At 34.3% G+C, this 20,763-nt stretch carries 20 protein-coding genes; 12 read left to right on the forward strand and 8 right to left on the reverse strand.

Annotation, left to right across the window (positions count from 1 at the left end):
- Window position 1 precedes the first annotated feature (1 nt).
- The 3 genes from BC952_RS03485 (at window position 2) to BC952_RS03495 (ending at window position 1,887) form a co-directional block, all read left to right on the forward strand.
- Entirely contained in the window at window positions 2-472 is a 471-nt protein-coding gene (locus BC952_RS03485; RefSeq protein WP_121364939.1) for an RNA polymerase sigma factor, read from the forward strand.
- Entirely contained in the window at window positions 462-1,058 is a 597-nt protein-coding gene (locus tag BC952_RS03490; protein ID WP_121364265.1) for a DUF485 domain-containing protein, read from the forward strand. The genes BC952_RS03485 and BC952_RS03490 overlap by 11 nt, the downstream gene beginning before the upstream one ends.
- A 139-nt stretch (window positions 1,059-1,197) precedes the next feature.
- Window positions 1,198-1,887 carry a zinc metallopeptidase gene (locus BC952_RS03495; protein WP_206531540.1) on the forward strand — a complete coding sequence of 230 codons (690 nt, stop codon included), beginning with the start codon at window positions 1,198-1,200 and terminating at the stop codon, window positions 1,885-1,887.
- A gap of 88 nt (window positions 1,888-1,975) precedes the next feature.
- Here the strand turns inward: BC952_RS03495 and BC952_RS03500 are convergent, their stop codons facing one another.
- The 3 genes from BC952_RS03500 to BC952_RS03510 form a co-directional block, all read right to left on the reverse strand.
- The gene (locus BC952_RS03500) at window positions 1,976-2,446 is read right to left on the reverse strand and encodes an Lrp/AsnC ligand binding domain-containing protein (RefSeq protein ID WP_113634111.1); all 471 of its coding nucleotides are present in this window, start codon (window positions 2,444-2,446) and stop codon (window positions 1,976-1,978) included.
- Between the two features lie 167 nt (window positions 2,447-2,613).
- Window positions 2,614-3,363, reverse strand: coding sequence for a uroporphyrinogen-III synthase (locus tag BC952_RS03505; RefSeq protein ID WP_091166128.1), 750 nt, complete (start codon window positions 3,361-3,363; stop codon window positions 2,614-2,616).
- 13 nt (window positions 3,364-3,376) lie between these two features.
- The gene (locus BC952_RS03510; RefSeq protein ID WP_121364266.1) at window positions 3,377-4,048 is read right to left on the reverse strand and encodes a DUF4271 domain-containing protein; all 672 of its coding nucleotides are present in this window, start codon (window positions 4,046-4,048) and stop codon (window positions 3,377-3,379) included.
- A gap of 104 nt (window positions 4,049-4,152) precedes the next feature.
- Here BC952_RS03510 and BC952_RS03515 point away from each other — a divergent pair, with 104 nt between their 5' ends.
- Genes BC952_RS03515 through BC952_RS03525 form a run of 3 tightly spaced genes read left to right on the forward strand, consistent with a single transcriptional unit; the run spans window position 4,153 to window position 6,667 of the window.
- Window positions 4,153-4,878, forward strand: coding sequence for a polyprenol monophosphomannose synthase (locus tag BC952_RS03515; RefSeq protein ID WP_121364940.1), 726 nt, complete (start codon window positions 4,153-4,155; stop codon window positions 4,876-4,878).
- A 12-nt stretch (window positions 4,879-4,890) separates the two neighbouring features.
- Window positions 4,891-6,231, forward strand: coding sequence for a dihydroorotase (locus BC952_RS03520; protein WP_121364267.1), 1,341 nt, complete (start codon window positions 4,891-4,893; stop codon window positions 6,229-6,231).
- 10 nt (window positions 6,232-6,241) lie between these two features.
- A complete protein-coding gene (locus tag BC952_RS03525) occupies window positions 6,242-6,667 on the forward strand; it encodes a DUF4296 domain-containing protein (protein ID WP_121364268.1) in 426 nt (141 codons plus the stop codon).
- Between the two features lie 11 nt (window positions 6,668-6,678).
- Here BC952_RS03525 and BC952_RS03530 read toward each other — a convergent pair whose 3' ends face one another.
- A complete protein-coding gene (locus BC952_RS03530) occupies window positions 6,679-7,680 on the reverse strand; it encodes an NAD-dependent epimerase/dehydratase family protein (protein ID WP_121364269.1) in 1,002 nt (333 codons plus the stop codon).
- Window positions 7,681-7,807: 127 nt separating this feature from the next.
- Between BC952_RS03530 and tyrS the strand changes: the two genes are divergently transcribed.
- Window positions 7,808-9,100, forward strand: a complete 1,293-nt coding sequence (tyrS, locus tag BC952_RS03535) for a tyrosine--tRNA ligase (RefSeq protein WP_121364270.1) — start codon at window positions 7,808-7,810, stop codon at window positions 9,098-9,100.
- Here the strand turns inward: tyrS and BC952_RS03540 are convergent.
- From BC952_RS03540 to BC952_RS03555, 4 genes are all read right to left on the reverse strand, one after another.
- The gene (locus tag BC952_RS03540) at window positions 9,097-10,077 is read right to left on the reverse strand and encodes a LuxE/PaaK family acyltransferase (protein WP_121364941.1); all 981 of its coding nucleotides are present in this window, start codon (window positions 10,075-10,077) and stop codon (window positions 9,097-9,099) included. The two genes, tyrS and BC952_RS03540, sit on opposite strands and share 4 nt — an antisense overlap.
- 147 nt (window positions 10,078-10,224) lie before the next feature.
- Window positions 10,225-10,563, reverse strand: a complete 339-nt coding sequence (locus tag BC952_RS03545; protein ID WP_121364271.1) for a T9SS type A sorting domain-containing protein — start codon at window positions 10,561-10,563, stop codon at window positions 10,225-10,227.
- A 106-nt stretch (window positions 10,564-10,669) separates the two neighbouring features.
- Entirely contained in the window at window positions 10,670-11,878 is a 1,209-nt protein-coding gene (locus BC952_RS03550) for a hypothetical protein (protein ID WP_121364272.1), read from the reverse strand.
- Between the two features lie 261 nt (window positions 11,879-12,139).
- The gene (locus tag BC952_RS03555) at window positions 12,140-14,890 is read right to left on the reverse strand and encodes a TonB-dependent receptor (RefSeq protein WP_121364273.1); all 2,751 of its coding nucleotides are present in this window, start codon (window positions 14,888-14,890) and stop codon (window positions 12,140-12,142) included.
- Between the two features lie 177 nt (window positions 14,891-15,067).
- Here BC952_RS03555 and BC952_RS03560 point away from each other — a divergent pair, with 177 nt between their 5' ends.
- The 5 genes from BC952_RS03560 to pstC all read left to right on the forward strand — a co-directional run bounded on the left by BC952_RS03560 (window position 15,068) and on the right by pstC (window position 20,763).
- Window positions 15,068-15,751: a response regulator transcription factor gene (locus BC952_RS03560; protein ID WP_091166102.1), complete on the forward strand. Its 684-nt coding sequence runs from the start codon at window positions 15,068-15,070 to the stop codon at window positions 15,749-15,751.
- Window positions 15,752-16,807 (forward strand): sensor histidine kinase, encoded by a 1,056-nt coding sequence (locus tag BC952_RS03565; protein ID WP_121364274.1) that lies wholly within the window; start codon window positions 15,752-15,754, stop codon window positions 16,805-16,807. It begins immediately after the preceding gene.
- A 280-nt stretch (window positions 16,808-17,087) separates the two neighbouring features.
- Window positions 17,088-18,344, forward strand: a complete 1,257-nt coding sequence (locus BC952_RS03570; RefSeq protein ID WP_425269345.1) for a porin — start codon at window positions 17,088-17,090, stop codon at window positions 18,342-18,344.
- A 136-nt stretch (window positions 18,345-18,480) separates the two neighbouring features.
- Window positions 18,481-19,347 (forward strand): phosphate ABC transporter substrate-binding protein, encoded by an 867-nt coding sequence (locus tag BC952_RS03575; RefSeq protein WP_121364275.1) that lies wholly within the window; start codon window positions 18,481-18,483, stop codon window positions 19,345-19,347.
- Between the two features lie 207 nt (window positions 19,348-19,554).
- Window positions 19,555-20,763, forward strand: a complete 1,209-nt coding sequence (gene pstC, locus BC952_RS03580) for a phosphate ABC transporter permease subunit PstC (protein ID WP_244200087.1) — start codon at window positions 19,555-19,557, stop codon at window positions 20,761-20,763.

Raw genomic sequence — 20,763 nt, forward strand, 5'->3', positions numbered from 1 at the left:
GATGGAGTTCGAAAACATCTATAAAACCTATTGGAACAGAATATTCAGGCTTTGTATGGGTTTTGTCAACGATTATGATATTGCGCAGGACTTGGCTCAGGAAACGTTCATTATTGTCTGGCAAAAGCTAAATACCTTTAGAAACGAATCAGGCATTGGTACCTGGATTTTTAGAATTGCTTCTAATAATTGTTTGCGGCAGATTGAGAAAGAGAAACGATTCCTTAAATCAGAATTGCCTCTTCATATCACCGAAGAAAAACAGTATTCTATAGAACCTCAGATTCAGTTTTTGTATAAATGCATTGCAGAATTACCAGAAACGGAACGTATCATCATTTCACTGGAGCTGGAAGATGTTAAACAAGCAGAAATAGCTAAAATCGTCGGGCTTTCTGAAGCTAATGTTAGAGTAAAAATTCATAGAATAAAAGATAAACTGACTCAAAAATTTCAAGATCATGGAAAATAATATAGATTTTAAAGATTTATGGAAAAAACAGTCGATAAGTCAACCCAGTATTAATGAGTTACTTGCTAAGCTAAAACATTTTAAAAAAACAAGTTTGCGAAGATTAATACTTACAAATGCTATGCTGATTGCAACTTGCGTTTTAATACTTTTAATTTGGTATTACTACCAACCGCAATTTCTTTCAACCAAAATAGGAATTGTTTTGAACGTTGCCATAATGGCTATCTATCTATTGGTTTATAATAGATTATTTGATGCGTATAAAGAACTGGACAACACCGATAGTAATGCGGAATATTTACAAAAATTAATAGCAATTAAAACAAAACAAAAGTTCTTGCAGTCCAAAATGTTAAGTATTTACTTTGTAGTTCTCGGGCTGGGAACATGCTTGTACATGTATGAATACGCATCAATGATGTCTTTTTTGTGGGGATTTTTTGTGTACGCTGTTTTATTATTTTGGATGGGATTTGTTTGGTTTTACTTGCGTCCAAGACAAATAGTTAAGGAGAATTCGAAAATCGATACGCTAATTGATACCTTTCAAAGAATTAATAATCAATTAGAAGCAGATGTATAGCTCCACTGCCGAAAATTAATTTGTTGGCATTTGCTGCTAGGTTTTTTATTTAACAAATGCCAAATTGACATTGTGAAAATTTGGTTCAGATTTTGATGACTCTTTATTAACTTTAACAATACAATTAAAAAACAAAAATATGGGAATGGGTTATTTGATTCTTGCCGGAGCAATTATGCTTTTTAGCTGGTTAGTTAGTTCAAGACTAAAAAGCAAATTTGAACATTATTCTAAATTACAATTACAAAACGGAATGTCCGGCGCAGAAATTGCCGAAAAAATGCTTGCCGATAACGGAATTCGCGATGTTCGAGTAATCTCGACACCAGGACGTTTGACAGATCATTACAATCCAGCAGATAAAACCGTGAATCTAAGTGAGGCGGTTTACAACCAACGCAATGCGGCTGCGGCTGCTGTTGCGGCGCACGAATGTGGTCATGCCGTGCAACACGCTGTGGGATATCAATGGCTTACGATGCGTTCTAAATTAGTTCCTGTGGTGAATGTGGCATCAACGTATATGCAATGGATTTTGCTTGCTGGAATCTTAATGATGAAAACTTTTCCACAATTATTATTGGTAGGAATTATCATTTTTGCCGCAACCACTTTATTTTCGATTGTTACTTTGCCAGTCGAATATGACGCGAGTAATCGTGCCTTGGCTTGGTTAGAGAATAAAAGAATGCTGACGCAACAAGAACAAGCAGGAGCCAAAGATTCACTGAAATGGGCTGCCAGAACGTATGTAGTAGCTGCTTTGGGATCAATCGCAACGTTATTGTATTACGTTTCGATTTATATGGGAGGAAGTAGAAGAGATTAACATTTTTTGAAGGAAATATAAAATCCGTCTTGTGAAAACAAGGCGGATTTTTTTTATCAAATAACCAAATCAATGATTAACCAAAAGACTATAGTTGAATCTGTCTGTCGATTTGCTGGTCTAAGGAAATGAAGGTTTCTGTTCTGGAAACGCCTTCTATCGCTTGGATTTTGGTGTTGAGTAATTGCATCAAATGTTCATTATCCCGACAAATAATTTTTATCAAAATCGACCAGTTTCCTGTGGTGTAATGGCATTCCAATACTTCAGGAATTTTCTTTAAATCCCTTACGGCTTCTGGGTTTCGGGCGGCTTTGTCCAGATAAATCCCAACAAAAGCCATCGTATTGTAACCTAGAATTTTATTGTTTACGGTGAATTTTGATCCCGAAATAACGCCGGACTGCTCCAGTTTTCGCAACCGTTGATGAATTGCCGCTCCTGAAATTCCTATTTTATTGGCGATTTGAAGAATTGGTTTTCGGGCATCTTCCATCAGGTCGCGTAAAATTTCTTTATCGATGCCGTCAATTTCTACTACTAGGGAATTGATTTTCATGAGTTGTTATTTTAAACTAAAATATGGAATTTAGTTTGGATTGGAAATCAAATTTAAGTAAAAAACGATTAGTAAAAAGGGTATAGTGTTGTTTTTATGATTTGTCACATAAAAAAAGCCATTCGGATTGCGAATGGCTTTTGTAATTGTATCTGAAAAGTAATCTTTTATTTTCCTTTATTGGCTTCAATAATGTATTTTTCCAAAGCCATTGTCATAGAAGGCGTTGCTGGGGTTGGTGCAAGAATATCCACTCTTAAACCGTGGTCCAACGCTTCTTTTTGAGTAGTGCTCCCAAAAACTGCAATTCGAGTGTCGTTTTGTTCGAAATCCGGGAAATTCATAAACAATGATTTTATTCCGGTTGGGCTAAAGAAAGCCAAAACATCATAATATACATCGGCTAAATCGGATAAATCACTCATTACAGTTCTGTAAAAAACAGCTGGTGTCCAATCTACTTTTAGTGCGTTTAGCGTTATTGGCGCATCGGCATTCAATTGGTCTGAAGCAGGTAATAAGAATTTTTCGTCTTTGTATTTTTTTATCAGTGGAGATAAATCAGCAAAATCTTTCGGTCCAACATAGATTTTACGTTTTCTATACACAACGTATTTTTGCAAGTAAAAAGCAATGGCCTCTGATTGGCAGAAGTATTTTAATCCTTCCGGAACTTTATAACGCATTTCATCAGCCACTCTAAAAAAATGATCTACGGCATTTTTACTCGTTAAAATAATCGCGGTGTAATGATTAAGATCGATTTTTTGAAGTCTAATCTCTTTTGCATTAACTCCTTCTACGTGAATAAAAGGTCTGAAATCAATTTTTACTTTATGCTTTTGTTGAAGTTCAAAGTAAGGGGAATTTTCCACCTTAGGCTCGGGTTGTGACACCAAAATTGTTTTCACTTTCATATCTAAACGTTTTCTAAGCACTCCCTTTTGTAAACCAATAATACATAAAATAATAGGGTGCTATTTCAAGAGTGCAAAGATATAAAATAAAATAAAACAACTTACCGAATATTAAATTTTGATAATTTTTTATTGAAATAGAATAAGTTAATACATTGATTGCTAAAATTATAGCTATAATTAATGCTGGTATATTTCTTGAAATGGAGTCGTAATAGAACAAAATAATATTGATTGGCAGTATCAATAATCCAATATAGGTTCTGTAAGTGACTTTTTGAAGGTTAAACTGATCCATGAATTCTTCAATATTGAAGGATGTGGCAATTATCTTTTCTATTAGATATTTAGATAAAATAAAGAAAATAAGGAACGTAAATATTTGGATGTACAGCACCCAATCTGTTTTTGAGGCATGACCAAAATAACTCAGCGAAATCTGAATGAAAAAGGCAAGGGAAATAATCTGTACAAAAAATAAAGAGACGGTGAAACCGCTTTTTAAGTGGCTGTTATCTCTATAAACTTTAGTGTATTTGTTTGAAAAAATTAGATTAGCAAAATCACCAAATCGGTTTTCGAAAATCGATTTAGTAATGGCAATAATAGCAAACGACAGAACAAAAAGAGCGGTCGCCCAGTCTTTGTTCTCAGTTATTCGGGGATGAAGTATAGTTTCGATCATAACGCTGCAAAATTACTAATTTTTCCATGATTCTTTTTATTATAATTTTATTAAGGATGAAATGGCATAAAAAGTTTACTTTTGCGGTGAAATTAGTCGAAAATATGAATGATTGTATTGTTATAATTCCTACCTATAACGAAATTGAAAATATAGAAAGCATTATTCGATCGGTGCTTTCGCAACATAAACCTTTTCATGTTCTTATTATTGATGATAATTCACCCGATCACACTGCTGATAAGGTCGTTTTACTTCAGTCTGAATTTGAGGGTCGATTGTTTTTGGAAAAAAGGGATAAAAAATCAGGTTTAGGAACGGCTTATGTTCATGGATTCAGATGGGCATTGCGACATAAATATGATTTTATTTTTGAAATGGATGCTGATTTTTCCCATAACCCCAATGATTTAGAAAAATTATACAGCGCCTGTCATTTTGGTGATGCTGATTTAGCGATTGGATCCCGTTATGTCACTGGTGTAAATGTGGTAAACTGGCCATTGAGCCGCGTATTGATGTCGTATTTTGCATCCGTTTATGTCCGAATGATTACCGGAATGAAAATTCATGATGCCACAGCCGGTTTTGTTTGTTACAAAAGAAAAGTTTTAGAAGAGATAAATTTAGATAAGATAAAATTTGTTGGTTACGCCTTTCAAATTGAGATGAAATATAGAACGTACTGTAAAAAATTTCAAATTACGGAGGTGCCAATTATTTTTACTGACCGAACAAAAGGGCAATCCAAGATGAGTAATTCAATCATTATTGAAGCCGTTTTTGGAGTTATTGCACTTAGATTAAAAAGATTAGTCAACACATTATAAGAAAAAGATACGATGAACAGGGTTTTAATTAAGAATGCCAAAATAGTAAATGAAGGGGTAATTTTTGAGGGCGATGTATTAATTGAGAATGACTTAATTGTTGAAATTTCAGAAAGTATCAGTGCCAAATCCTCGGAATGTAAAATTATTGATGCCGAAGGAAATTATTTGATTCCGGGTGCAATTGATGATCAAGTGCATTTTAGAGAGCCGGGATTGACGCATAAAGGCGATATTGAATCCGAATCTAAAGCGGCGGTTGCAGGTGGAATTACTTCCTATATCGAACAGCCTAACACGATTCCGAATGCGGTTACCCAAGAAATATTAGAGCAAAAATACGAATTGGCTGCCCAAAAATCGTATGCGAATTATTCGTTTATGATGGGTGCAACCAATGATAATTTGGAAGAAGTTTTAAAAACAAATCCAAAGAATGTTGCCGGAATAAAAATATTCTTAGGTTCCTCAACCGGAAATATGTTGGTGGATAATGAAGCCACTTTAGAGAAAATTTTTTCCAGTACGCCCATGCTTATTGCGGTGCATTGTGAAGATGAAGCGACTATCAAAAATAATTTAGAGAAATACAAAGCAGAGTTTGGAGAGGATGTTCCCGTTACGGTGCATCACCTGATCCGAAGCGAGGAAGCGTGTTATATTTCGTCTTCTAAGGCGGTTGCTCTGGCTAAGAAAACAGGTGCTCGCTTGCATATTTTTCATCTTTCGACTGCTAAAGAAATGGATTTGTTTACAAACAAAATTCCTTTGGAAGAAAAGAAAATCACTGCCGAAGTTTGTGTGCATCATTTATGGTTTACCAATGATGATTATGCGACGAAAGGCAATCTAATCAAATGGAATCCTGCTGTAAAAACCGCTAATGACCGAAAAGTACTTTGGGAAGCATTATTAGATGACCGTATTGATGTCATTGCTACAGATCATGCGCCTCATACATTAGAAGAAAAAAAACAATCTTATTTGAATGCGCCTTCCGGTGGGCCACTGGTTCAACATGCTGTTGTAGCAATGTTTGAAGCGCACCATCAAGGAAAAATAAGCATTGAAAAAATTGTAGAAAAGATGTGCCACAATCCGGCTAAAATTTTCAAAATAGAGAAACGTGGTTTTATCAAAGAAGGCTATTATGCGGATTTGGTTATCGTGAATTCAGGTTTGCCTTGGAGTGTAAAAAAAGAAAATATTTTGGCAAAATGTGGTTGGTCTCCGTTTGAAGGTTTTACTTTTAAATCCAGAATTACCCATACTTTTGTCAACGGACAATTAGTCTATACCGCTTTTAAAGTAAAAGATATTCGTGCAGGAAAACGTTTATTATTCGAAAGATAAAATTTTATAAATGAGAAAAATCATAACACTTTTAACGATCATAACACTGTTTGTAAGCTGTAAAGAAGAAGTAGTGAATAAGCCGGAACGACTTATAGAGAAGGATGTTATGGTTGATATTATGTATGATTTGTCTATTTTGGAAGCGATTAAATATCAAAATCCAACTTCCTTGGATACCTTTAAAATAAATCCAAGAGAATATATTTTTAAAAAATATAAGATTGACAGTATTCAGTTTGCTAAAAGCAATGTGTATTATGCATCGGATTATGAGGACTACAAATTGATGTTTGAGCAAATTACAAAACGATTGGATACCAATAAAAAGAGTGTAGATTCTTTAATCAATTTGGAAAAAAAGAAAAAGAAACCAGCTCTTCAAAAAATAGAAAAAACAACTGCAATTGTGAATGATACCACAAAATTGAAATAGAAAATTGCAATTTAAAGTTTTGAAATGTCTTTTATGTATTGGTGGACATCAATAAAATCAGTTTTCAATCGGTCTTTAATCTTCTCATTGGAGTAGATATTTTTTGAATAGGAAGCTCTTGCAGTGGCTTGGGATAATTTTCTTTTTTGCTGAAAAATATTCGAAACAAACCAATCCAATCTCCAAAGTATTTCTATAAAAAAGGGTTTTGCATGAATTTCAGGTCGTTGCACACCTAATGAATAGGCCATAGTATTCAGAATGTCACGAAAAACACTATTTTCTGCAATCAAGGTGAAACGTTCATTCTTAATTTCGCTTTTCATTAATTGATGTGCGATTCTAGTAACATCAGTAACGGCAACAAATCCTGTTGAACCCAGCGTGTAAAATTTCAACCCGTTTTTTACTTTCATAAAAAGTTGTCCACTTCCTTGTTCTCTAAAACCTGGCCCAAGAATAACGCCCGGATTTACAATTATTACCTCTAATCCTTCTTGTTGTCCGCGCCAGATTTCCATTTCGGCACCATATTTAGAAATGGCATAATCATTATGGTACTTTTCCGGATTCCATTCGGTCTCTTCGGTAATGAATTTTTCATGTGGCAGTAAATCGCCCAAAGTGGCAATGGAACTTACAAAACACATTTTTTTTATACCATAAGCAATGCAAAAATTCACAATATTCGCTGTGCCTTCAATATTTGTTTTTCGCAATATATCTTCATCCTTTGGATCAAAAGAAATTAATGCGGCGCAATGATACACGGTATCAATATTTTGAAAGGCGATTTCTAATGAAGGAACTTCAGTAATGTCTGCTTGAATCCATTCGATTTGATCGAACAACGATTCTTTTTTATAAATGGAAAACAGCGATTTAGTTTTCTCCATCGAAGCGACACTTCGATAAATAGCACGAACTTTTTCTGTCCCGATACTTCGGGATTCAATTAAATGAAGCAATAAATGTGCGCCTACTAAACCGGTTCCTCCTGTGACTAAAATCATGCTACGAAAATACGAATAATTTTTTTCGAATAACCTATTAAACAAATAACCTAATCCGCAATAAATTTTATCTTTGTGCACACGAAGCCTAAAAGGCTGAATTGACGAAAGTAAATTGATTAAAAAGATGAAGAATTTTATTGAAGAAGTAACTTGGAGAGGAATGCTCCACGATGTTATGCCCGGCACAGAAGAACATTTGATGGAACAAATGCGTGTGGCGTATGTGGGAATTGACCCAACTGCCGATTCATTGCATATAGGACATTTAGTTGGAGTGATGTTATTGAAGCATTTTCAACTATCAGGACACAAGCCATTAGCGTTAGTGGGTGGTGCAACAGGAATGATTGGTGATCCATCCGGAAAATCGAATGAAAGAAATTTATTGGACGAAGCGACTTTGCGTCACAATCAAGAAGCTATAAAAGGTCAATTGGCTCGTTTCCTGGATTTTACTTCTAATTCGGCTAATGCAGCAGAATTAGTGAATAATTACGACTGGATGAAGAACTTTTCTTTTCTGGATTTTATTCGTGATGTAGGGAAGCATATCACGGTAAATTATATGATGGCGAAAGATTCTGTGAAGAAACGTTTGTCTTCTGAAGCTGCCGAAGGAATGTCATTCACGGAGTTCACCTACCAATTGGTTCAAGGATATGACTTTTTGCATTTGTACAGAGAAAAGAATTGTACGTTACAAATGGGTGGAAGTGACCAATGGGGAAATATCACAACAGGAACCGAATTAGTTCGTAGAATTGCGAGTGGAAAAGCGTATGCGTTGACTTGTCCGTTAATTACAAAAGCGGATGGAACCAAGTTTGGAAAATCTGAAGGTGGAAATATTTGGTTGGATTCGGCCAGAACTTCTCCGTATAAATTTTATCAATATTGGTTGAATACTTCGGATGTTGATGCGGAAAAATACATTAAGATTTTTACTTTTTTATCCAATGAAGAAATCGAAGTTTTAACTGAAAAACACAGAGAAGCACCACATTTACGCTTGTTACAAAAACGTTTGGCCGAAGAAATTACGGTGATGGTACATTCAGCAGAAGATTTAGAAAATGCGATAAAAGCATCGAATATTTTGTTCGGGAATTCTACTTCAGATGATTTGAAACAACTGGACGAAGCCACTTTCTTAGATGTTTTTGATGGAGTTCCTCAAGCGGAAATCAGCAGAAATGAAATTGAAACGGGAATCAATATTGTTGACGTTCTAAACGAGAAAACAGGATTTCTGAAATCGAATGGTGAAGCAAGACGCGCTTTGACAGCTAATTCTATTTCAGTAAATAGAGAAAAAGTTGCCGAAAATTTTGTGCTTTCGACCAAAGATTTAATCAACAGTCAATTTGTATTGTTGCAAAGTGGAAAGAAAAACTATTTTGTGGTGAGAGTGGTTTAAAGAACCATCAAATTACAACCTCGAATATCAGAATTATCAAAACGTCCCAATACCTCGAAAGAGTTGTTGGGATTTTTTTTACCCAAATCCTGCGTAGCAATAAACGAACAGGAATTGATGTTGGCTAAATCAATCACGTTGATTCCGCCTGTTTTTCCGTGTTGAATATAAGTTAAAGCATCTTCAGTGTCACGAACCAGTATTTGTATCCAAGAAGGGCATTCAAATACGCCGTTTCCTAAAGAATACGCTTGCGAAAGCAATTCGGTCATTCCGTATTCAGAATGTATGGCTGAAACGCCAAATCCTTTACACAATTGTTCGTGCAGTTCTTCCCGAATCATTTCTTTGCGTTTGCCTTTCATGCCGCCGGTTTCCATGATAATGGTATGCTGCAATTGAAACTGGTGTTTTTCAATTAAATCCAATAAAGCAAAAGTAACGCCAATCAAAATGACATTTTGACCGGCTTCATCTAAAGCGATAAGCTTGGCAATCAATTCGTCGTGATTGTGCAGGTAAAAACCACTTTCAGGATGATTAGTAAGTTCAATTAAGTCCTTGACCATGTAAATTAAGGAAGAACCTTCCCGTTCCAGATAGGATGGAAGCAAGGCCAATACAACATAATCTTCAATATTGCCATAAAATTCGGAAAACCCTTTGCGGTAACTTTCTTCGTATAAAGTAACATCGGTAACCAGATGTTTGCTGGTTATCATTCCGGTTGTTCCACTGCTGGTGAAGGTTTCCTGAATTGGATTGGTATTCGAAACCACTTCATGACTCTTAAAAAACTGAATCGGTAAAAATGGAATCTGCTGTAAAGACTTTACTTTGTGAGGATCTGTTTTTAAAAAATTGCAAAATTCCTGATAGACCAAGTTGTTTTCGTATTGGAAACGAAACACTTTTAAAGCAATTTTTTCAAATTGTTTTTGACTGGAGATAGCAAATATATCGGAGGATGTGATCAAGAATTTTTTTTGCAAAAGTAATCAAAAATTTAAAGGCAAACCAATAACGGAATTGGATTAACAGGTAGTTCTGGAATAGTTTTCATTAGAACAAGAAACAAAAAAAGCCCCAATTACAATTGGAGCTTTTATGATGTATTTTTGAAATTATCGGATGATTAATTTTCTGGTCGCTGATGCTTCTTTTTCATTAATTTTTATGATATAAACACCAGAAGATAGATTAGAAACGTTTAATTCTCTTGAGCTTATCGTGGTTTGAAGTACTTTTTTTCCTAAAACATCAAAGATAATTATTTCTTTATCAAGGTCATTTTTAGTAGAAATGTAAACTTTGCCATTATTCACGGGGTTCGGATACAAGCTTAAACCTTCTATTGTAGCGGTTTCTTGTGTTCTTGGTTGCGGTTTAGTTTCCTGAGCACTAACGCTCAAAGAAAATAAAAAAACCAATACAGTAATAATATAAAAGTAGTTTTTTGCCATCAGATTTGTTTGAATAGTAAATATACAAAAAATAATTCAAAAAGCATACCAAAAAAAAGCACCTCTCTTGAAAGAGAAGTGCTTTTTGTTTATATTAAGATGTTTATTAGAATCCTACTGACCATCCAGTAGCCCAAGATGGCATTGCAACGCCATTACCAGCGCCAGTTGCAGCACCTTCTGATGAAACAATTCCAGATACATCAGCACTTGCACCGCTAGTTGCAGGAGCTACAACATTTAAAGTACCTTTAGTTTTTGCCAATACATCAATGAAACTAATATTAACTGCTTTTAATGCAGTTGGAATAAATGCGATTGTTTCGTTGTTTTCAACATTAAAACCTGTTTTCCATCCGCTTAATACTAAATTTGTAAAAATCCCTTTTGTACCTCTTCTTAATTTCATCGCGTCATTTTCTAACCATGTACCACTTGTTGGAGCACTTCCAGGACCTACAAGAGTTAAGTTAGTAATAGTAGGGTTAGCGATGGGAGTATTAGCGTAACCTAATTCAAAGTTATCTGCCTCAATTCCTCTATTTCCTTTACCAAATCCTAGTTTCCCAAACCAATTTGTGTTTGTTCCAGACCATCCTTCCGTCCAGTCAAACTGATCGTCTTCGTTTCCAATAGAAATTAAGTTAGATGTATTTACAGTTCCTCCGAAGAATTCAATTCCATCGTCAGCACCATGGTAAAATTCTACGTAATCAATTTTAGTTCCAGAACCAACTCCAAATAATGAAAGTCCGTTAAACTCTTTTTCACTGTTAAAAGCAGCTCCAGCATATTCAATTCTTAAATAAGTAATTGAACCAGAATTGTCATCCGCTACAGTTCCACCGTAAGTTAAGTCAGCTACTTCTGATTGTGCAGATCCAGCACCTCCAGTTATGCGGTTAATAGGAGCTTTTCCACAAATAACCAATCCACCCCAATCACCAGCAAATTTGTTAGCTAGACCAGATGTCATTACTACTGGTTTGGCGGCAGTACCGTTTATATTTATTTTTCCTCCCTGAGCAACAGCAATGTAAGATGATGTGCCTGCTGTTCCTTGAATAACTGTTCCCGCTGGAATTGTTAATGTAGCGCCATTGTTGACTTGAATTTTACCTGTTAATTTATACGTTTTTGTTCCGTCCAGAGTAACTTCACCATCGTTTATAGTTCCTTGAAAATTGTTTGCATCTGCTGTAAATGTAGATGAAGGTGGAGTGGATGGAGTAGGATTGTCATCAGATGAACAGCTAGTAATTAAACCTACAGCTAATGTTAAAATCCCGAATAATTTTAAAGTTGATTTTTTCATGATTGTTAAATAAATTTTTTGTTATTTACTGTTACAAAGATGCAATAAGTACTTTTTCTTGATGTTATCTAAATATGAATGTTTGTTTAATAAAAAGCGACTTCAATATTAATTTAATGTAAATCAGATTAAGTTAATTAACTGTGGTTTATTCGATGTTATAGCTCTATTAAAATCTTATTTATACCTTTTTTTAATTAATAGAAATCAAAAAGAGCAGCTTAATAGCTGCTCTTTTATAACGATGTAAATGTTGTTATTTTAAAATTGGTAATTCAAATTCAAACTGATTGTTGATCCCTTTTTGTAAGAGAGGACGTTTACATCGCCAGTATTATTTGCTTGTACCCTATTAATTGATGGGTTGAGTAGGTTTTTTGTCACTAATCCCAATCCTAGTTTTTCAGTAAGTTTAGATTTTACAACAAAATCTAACGATCCAAAGGCTTTATCAATTAAATCTCCTTTACCACTTGTTCCAATGGCATTAACTCTATCTGAAAAATAAGAGTATGCTAAAGTTGTTGTTAAATTACTCTTTTTATTATTCCATTCGTTAAAGAATGTTAAATCAGTGTTTAATAATAGGTCAGAAGCCCCAGTGAATTGTCCTTTAGTATTTGTAAAATCAACTTGAAAATCGGTCTCTGTTTTTACTTTTTCTGAATTCAATTCTTGGTTGCTATATAGGTACGAAAGATTAATTCCAGCGGAAAGTTTCTTAGCGTTATTTGAATCGATATTAAAAAGTTCTTTTCTGTATTCAAGTTCAGCACCTGCAACATAACCATAATCTCCTGTGTTTATAAAAGAAATATCATTTGAAGACGATGATATTGTTACTTCATTCATTGGGTTCAAAATGTATTTACCAAAAGCTGTTACTGAAATTAGCTCGTTACTTTTTGGAAACATTTCCCATTTGATGTCGATATTGTAATCGTCAGATTCGTATAAATCTTTATTTCCTACTTTTACTTGCAATACTTCTTCATAAATAAAAGGGGCTCTTTCTTTAAATTGAGGTAAAGTATACGTTTTGCTCAACCCTAAACGTAAATTTTGCTTATCATTCAATTCATATTTTACAACTAAACTTGGTAAAAAAGCAGTCTTTTCTAATTGATCCTCACCAATTGATCCTAATTGGGTGTTCCACGCTACTTTTTGAGTAATTTGTTCTCCTCTAAGGCCAAGTAAGGCAGTTAATTTTTTGAATTTATATTCTGTGTTTGCAAATGCGGCATGAATCATTAAGTCACCGCCGTAAGTTTGTGGGAATAGGGCGTTAAACACTTGAGAATTTCCTCGAAAAGTAGCTATCCTAAAATTATCGTTACTAAAATTAGCTTGGTTATAGAATAAATCTAAATTATTTGGGTCAACAATTGTGTTTGTATTTCCCTCCGTAGCTTTTACATTAAATTGAGTAGCTTGAAAACCTCTTGATTTTATTCTTTCATTTAGACCAAAAGTAATTTTCCCTAGAAAATCACCGTCTTCATTTTTGTTGAATTTGTAATCATAAGATGCGTTTGCAGCAAGTTCATCTTCTTTTAATTTTTGAAAATATCTATGATTGTCTGGAGCTGAGATACTCGATAATTGATAACCTGTAGCTTCATTTCTAAAAATATTTTGAACTCTATCTGGCATGCTTCCATCAATAATATTGTATGAAATCCCCCAATTTAATTTAGAACGCTCTCCAATTTTATTTTCTCCTAATATCTGGTTTATCCACAAACTGTTCTTTTCATAGTTAAAACGGCGAATTAAACCATTTCCATCATTTGCAATATCTACAATATACCCGTAATATTCTTCTTTTGATTGTGTAGATGTATTGATGTAAAGGGAGTTGAAGCTTACTTTGGTGTTATTGTTTATTTTGTAGCCAATATTAGCCATCCCAGTAGTATTAGTTTCGTATTCTAATTCACTAAACCTATCAAAGATTTTATTGGCGACACCGTTGCCATTCACACTTGCCTTCGCTGTACCGTTGCTTTTTGCAGAAAAGTCATTCCCAAATGAAGCCGTTGCAAAAAAGCTAAGTTTTCCTTCTGAACCTATGTCAAATGATTTTCCTCCTGATATACCGAAAGAGGAAGCTATTGGTGCGTAGTCTTTCATTTGAAGCGAACTGTAATTGAATTCGGTAAGTGGGTTGTTTGGTATAGATTGTTTGGTGAAACCAAATAAGTCATAACCCTTACGCAATTTAAAATTATCTTCAGCAATTGCATTTGTGTTTACTTTTGATCCGATATCAATTTTTAAGAATCCTTTTCCTTTATAGTCTTTAGAGATAATGTCAACATTTCCTCCTGCGAAATCACCATAGATATTGCCGTTGTAAACTTTATCAATCGATATGTATTCAACAATATCTGTTGAAAAAATCTCAAGATTTAAGTTTTTCTTTTCTGGATCGTTTGACGGAATTGGCAAACCGTTCATGGTGGTAGAGTTGTATCGGTCTCCTAAACCTCTGACAAATATATTTCCAGAACCTTCTTGTTTAGTTATTCCAGTGGTTTTAGTTACTGCTGTTGCTACATCACTAACTCCTTTGCGGGATAGTTCTTGTGAGCCAATACTTTGTTTTATTGCTACTGCGTTTTTTTGATCAAGTAGTAATGCGGTTTCCTTTTCTCGACTTGGTGCAGTTGCTCTAATTACCACATCTTCTAGTTTGTAGCTTCCGGAACCTAACGTTTTGTTTATAGTTATAGTTTCATTTGCAACTACAGTTACAGGAACTTCTATAGATTCATATCCTACAAAACTAAACTGCAAAGTATAATTTCCAGGAAGTACCGTGATGGCATATTTACCATCAATATCAGTATTGGTTCCTATATTAGCTCCTTTAATAAGAACGTTAGCAAATGGTAAGGATTGATTATTAGCATCTTTGTCTGTTAACATTCCAGTAACTGTTCCTTTGTTCTGTGAAAAAGAAATGGCTGTTATTAATAACGTGAAAAATAGTAACTTGAATTTCATTTGTTTTTAATTTTTTTGCAAAGTAACGTCCAAAATGTAAAATGTAAGTTACTGACTTGTTACGGTTATGTTTTGTTTTAGGACTCAAAATGTACTTAATATTAAATTACGGTTAACAGCTTTTCAATACCCCTTTTATTATTACATTTACAATTCAAAAACAATTTTTGACGCTTTATGAAGAAAAAACACACGAAGATTTTATTAGTAGATGACGAACCAGATATCCTAGAAATTGTGGGGTATAACCTCTCTCAAGAGGGGTATCAAATCTTTACAGCTGCAAATGGAAAAGAAGCTATAGCCAAGGCTAAAAAAGAAATCCCAGACCTTATTATAATGGATGTTATGATGCCGGAAATGGACGGGATGGAAGCTTGCGAGAACATTAGAAAAATTCCAGAACTTAGTAATGTAATTATAACTTTCCTGACGGCCAGAAGCGAGGATTACTCTCAAGTTGCCGGTTTTGATGCAGGTGCGGATGATTATATTACAAAGCCCATCAAACCCAAATTATTAGTTAGCAAAGTAAAAGCCTTGCTGCGTAGACTAAATGAAAAAGAGCAAAACAGCGAGACTCTTAATGTAGGCGGTATTGAAATCAATCGGGAAGAGTACAAAATTGTTAAAGATAATATTGAAATTGCATTACCAAGAAAAGAGTTTGAATTGTTTTATCTTTTGGCTTCAAAACCAGGGAAAGTATTCAAACGCGATGAAATTCTAGATAAAGTTTGGGGTAATGAAGTGGTTGTTGGAGGCAGAACGATTGATGTGCATATCAGAAAATTACGAGAAAAAATTGGAGAAGAATTATTCAAAACAATAAAAGGAGTAGGGTATAAGTTTGAAGTATAAATGACAATAAATTTTAAAAAAACATATCGCTTTGCCGTAAAGTCGGCGCTTTATATTACCCTTTTTTCTACCGGATTAGTTGGTTTTCTGATCTACTTATTTTTTTCTTTTTCCTATCAGTTTTGCTTAATCTTTGCCTTTTCAATAGCTACCTTTTCATTTATAGTAATCCAGTATCGGGTTGAGCGTTTCATTTATAAAAAAGTAAAAAAAATATACGATGACGTTTCTTTATTAGAGTCAAGTACTTTCAGAAACCAGCCTATAACTACCGATATGGCTACACTTACCCGTGAAGTGAAGAAGTTTGCGACCGACAAAAAGTTAGAAATTGAAACCTTAAAAGTCCGGGAAGAATACCGGAGAGAGTTTCTTGGAAATGTCTCCCATGAACTTAAAACACCACTTTTTACGGTTCAAGGATATCTCTCCACCTTACTTGATGGAGCGATGAATGATAAAACAATCCGAAAAAAATATTTAGAACGTGCTGAAAAAGGTGTGGAAAGACTTATCTATATAGTACAGGATTTAGATATGATTTCCAAACTCGAAATTGGAGATCTAAATTTAGAGATTGCTGAATTTGACATCGTTAAGCTGGTACAAAATGTTTTTGATCTGCTAGAAATGAAAGCCTCTAAAAAAGATATTCTATTGATGTTTGATATGAAATACAATAGGCCTGTTATGGTGGTTGGGGATAAGGAAAAAATCCAACAAGTAGTAATGAATTTGATTGTGAACTCTATTAAATACGGAAAATTAAAAGGTTCTACAGAAGTTAGTATTGAAGATTTAACTGACGAAAAAGTCATTGTCCGAATTACGGATAATGGCGAAGGAATTGAGAAGAAAAATATTTCGAGACTTTTTGAACGTTTTTATAGAGTAGATAAAAGTGGTGCAAGAACTGAAGGTGGTTCTGGTTTGGGATTGTCTATTGTGAAGCATATTATCGAAGCACATGATGAGAAAATTTATGTAAATAGTAAATTCGGAATCGGGTCTGAATTTTCTTTTACACTTGAAAAGGGAAATAGAAGCAGTAAATAATATATAGATTCAAAATGTAATTTTAAAGTTACATATTTTAAAAATGTTATAAATGTTAAAGTTTGGAATAAAAAAAGTATCTTTGTAAATGCCTAATAAACAATTAGTTATAATTTATTTGTAACAATTTGTTAACATTAGGTTTTTATTTAACACTTGCGTAATGTTTAGTTAACATTACGCAATCATCTTTGGTGTACTAAACAAACAACATTTAATCGTGAAAAAAGCATTATTAATTATTGCAAGTATATTTGTAGTACATCAAGTATCTGCACAAATTACACCTGCTGTAGAAACTTCTACGAATAAACAGGAGCTTACTAAATCCATAATCCATGTTTTGGATTCTATCAAGAGAGTTAAAGAAGTCCAAGAAAAAACGAAGGAAAAAAAAGAACAATGGTATGACAAAATCGGCATAAGAGGATATGTACAAGTGCGATACAATGGGTTGTTTTCTTCTAACGACAAAGTGTCCTGTGATCAATGTGATAAGTCCTGGGGGACAACATCAACAGCAGTAGATGCAAAATCGAATAATGGCCTTTTTTTAAGACGAGCCCGAATTGTATTTTCGGGACAAATTCATCCTAATGTCTATTTTTATATTCAGCCAGATTTTGCAAGTTCTCCGTCATCTGGGGTTAATAATTTTGCTCAAATCAGAGATGCTTATTTTGATTTGTCATTTGATGTAAAGAAAGAGTATCGAATTAGAATTGGACAAAGTAAAATCCCTTTTGGATTCGAAAACTTGCAATCTAGTCAAAATCGATTGGTTTTGGATCGTAACGATGCTTTGAATAGTGCGGTGGTAAACGAAAGAGATTTAGGAGCATTTTTTTATTGGGCTCCAAGTAAAATTAGAGAGCGTTTTGCTATGCTGATCAAAGATGGGTATAAAGGTTCTGGAGATTATGGAGTATTTGGGTTTGGAGTATATAATGGACAAACAGCAAATAAGTCAGAAGCAAACAGGGACTTGCATGTTGTGACTAGAATAAGTTATCCTTTTGAAATTGGTAGTCAAATTATAGAGCCTGGCATACAAGCATATACCGGAAAATGGGCTTTTACCAATGAGCTTTCTACAGGAGTAACTACTCCAAATAAGCAATATACAACAGATCAAAGGATTGCGGCTTCTTTCGTGCTTTATCCTAAACCATTTGGAGTTCAAACAGAATACAATATCGGTAAGGGCCCCCGCTATAATAAAACTACCAATACAGTTGAGCTTTCTAATCTGGAGGGTGGTTATATTACTTTAAATTACAAATGGGATTTGCCTAAAAACCAATACATTTATCCTTTTGCCAAATTCCAGTATTATGATGGTGGTAAGAAATTTGAGAAAGATGCCAGAAGTTATGTTGTAAGAGATTATGAGTTGGGAGTAGAATGGCAGCCTATCAAGGCATTTGAGTTAGTGGCAGAATGGGTTATTGCTGATAGAACATTCGAAGATAGCGCCCTTCCAAATAACAGGCAACGAGGAAATTTATTGCGCTTACAAGCACAGTTCAACTTTTAATAAATTGTTATCATTCATTTTTGGCGGATTAAATAATTATTAAAATTAAGATAATAATAAAGATAGTATAATGCTGGCTTAACATACTGTTAATATTAGGTGTATACTTTTGTACAAATTTATAAATAAACAAAAAATGACTATAAAAACTAAATTATTCTTAATCTTACCTTTAATTGGTATGTTAAGTTGTGGTAAAGCAAAAAATGAAGAAAAAGGATCAGAAGATAAAGCATCGTCTGTGTCTGTTACAATAAAGGGAAGTGATACTGTTTTGCCATTAGCACAGAAAGAGGCTGAGGAAATGATGAAAACTAATCCAGATGTCAGTGTTACTATAGTAGGAGGAGGAACAGGAGTTGGTATCACTGCACTTTTAGATGGAACTACGGATATCGCAATGGCTTCAAGAGAGTTGAAAACAGAAGAAAAATTAAAATTTTCTGAAGCAAAAAAAGAAATTGAAACAGTAACTATTGCTTTTGACGCTTTAGCGGTAATTGTTAATCCTGCTAATAAAGTAGGACAATTAACACGTGAGCAATTAGAAAAAATATATACGGGACAAATCAAAAACTGGAAAGAAGTAGGTGGAGAAGATGCTAAAATTGTCGCCTATTCCAGAGAATCTTCCTCAGGAACCTATGAGTTCTTCAAAGAAGAAGTAATGGATAAGAAAAATTATGCATCTGATATCTTGAGTATGCCAGCTACTGGAGCTATTGTTCAGGCGGTAAGTCAAACAAAAGGAGCTATCGGATATGTTGGACTGGCTTATGAAACTAATGAAGTGAAACAACTTTCTGTTTCTTATGATCAAGGAAAGACTTTTGTTGCTCCAAGTGTAGCTTCTGCAAAAGATAAAAGCTATCCTATCTCCAGACCATTGTTCTATATTTTTGATAAAGCAAATGCTGCAAAAGTAAAAACAGTTGTTGATTATGCTTTGTCTCCTGAAGGTCAAAAGAATGTTTCTGAAGTAGGTTATGTACCGTTAAAATAATAACATTTATTCTTAAGTTAAAAAAGGCTGTCTGTTTAGGCAGCCTTTTTTATTTGCTTCATTTTGAATAATATAACCTTACTAAAGAATGATGAAAAATGATTTTCGTACTTTTATACTTAACTTTAAGTTAACGCAAGGTTAATGTATACAACACATTCGAAGCGTAACCCTAATGTACTTTTGTTGTTAAAATAAACTATAGCTTTGAGAACAAATTTTAAAAAAATAAAAGAGAAAATAATAGAAACTATATTAATGCTAAGCAGCGCCGCTACAAGTATTACTGTTGTTTTGATTGTTTTTTTTCTATTTATTGAAGGCGCCGGAGTTTTTTCTAAAAAGCCTATTGAAGAAGGTTTTTTGTTGGCAGTACACGCGTCTAATCCAATAAATAAATTAGAACCATCCCAAGTAAAAGATATTTTTGATCAAAAAATCACCAATTGGAAACAGTTGGGCGGAAAAAATGAACCCATCGTTTTATTTAGAACCGAGGATATTACCGAATTTTATTCGGAAGAGGAGTTAGGTGAAAATTTTGAATATTTCCCAGCGAAAATAGATGAGTATGTTTCTAAAACTCCTGGTGTTATTGCCTTTTTTTCAGATAAATACAAAGCAAAAGATTTTCATGGAAAAGAATTAGAAATTAATAAAATTAAAATCTTTGAATTTCTTTCCGGAGAAGAATGGTTTCCAACTGCTCAACCCATCGCACAAATGGGGGTTAAAGCATTAATTTATGGTACACTTTGGGTAAGTTTTGGCGCAATACTATTGGCATTACCCATTGGTTTGGCTGCAGCGATTTATTTGAGTGAAATAGCAAAAAAGCGAACACGTAATATTTTGAAACCACTAATCGAATTATTAGCAGGAATTCCATCTGTTGTTTACGGTTTTTTCGGATTAGTTGTCATTGTACCTTTAATCCAAAGCGTTTTCGGTTTACCTGTTGGAGAAACAGGTTTAGCGGGAAGTATTGTTTTGGCGATTATGGCTTTGCCAACGATTATCACGATTTCCGAAGATGCGATGCGTACCACGCCACGTGCAATGAAAGAAGCTAGTTTAGCTTTGGGCGCGAGCCATTGGCAAACGATTTATAAAGTTGTGATTCCTTATTCGGCATCCGGTATAACAGCTGGAGCCATACTTGGAATTGGGCGTGCGATTGGTGAAACGATGGCTGTTTTAATGGTAACGGGAAATGCTGCCATAATGCCACATACACTTTTAGCACCGCTAAGAACTATTCCTGCCACCATTGCGGCTGAATTGGGCGAAGCTGCAAATGGTGGGTTACATTATCAATCGTTGTTTGCTCTTGGATGTATTTTATTCCTGATTACGTTCTGCATCAATATGTTGGTTGAATTGGTTACCAACAGAGGATCTCATAAAAAACATTAA

It is taken from the genome of Flavobacterium limicola, assembly GCF_003634755.1.
GTDB classification, from domain to species: domain Bacteria; phylum Bacteroidota; class Bacteroidia; order Flavobacteriales; family Flavobacteriaceae; genus Flavobacterium; species Flavobacterium limicola.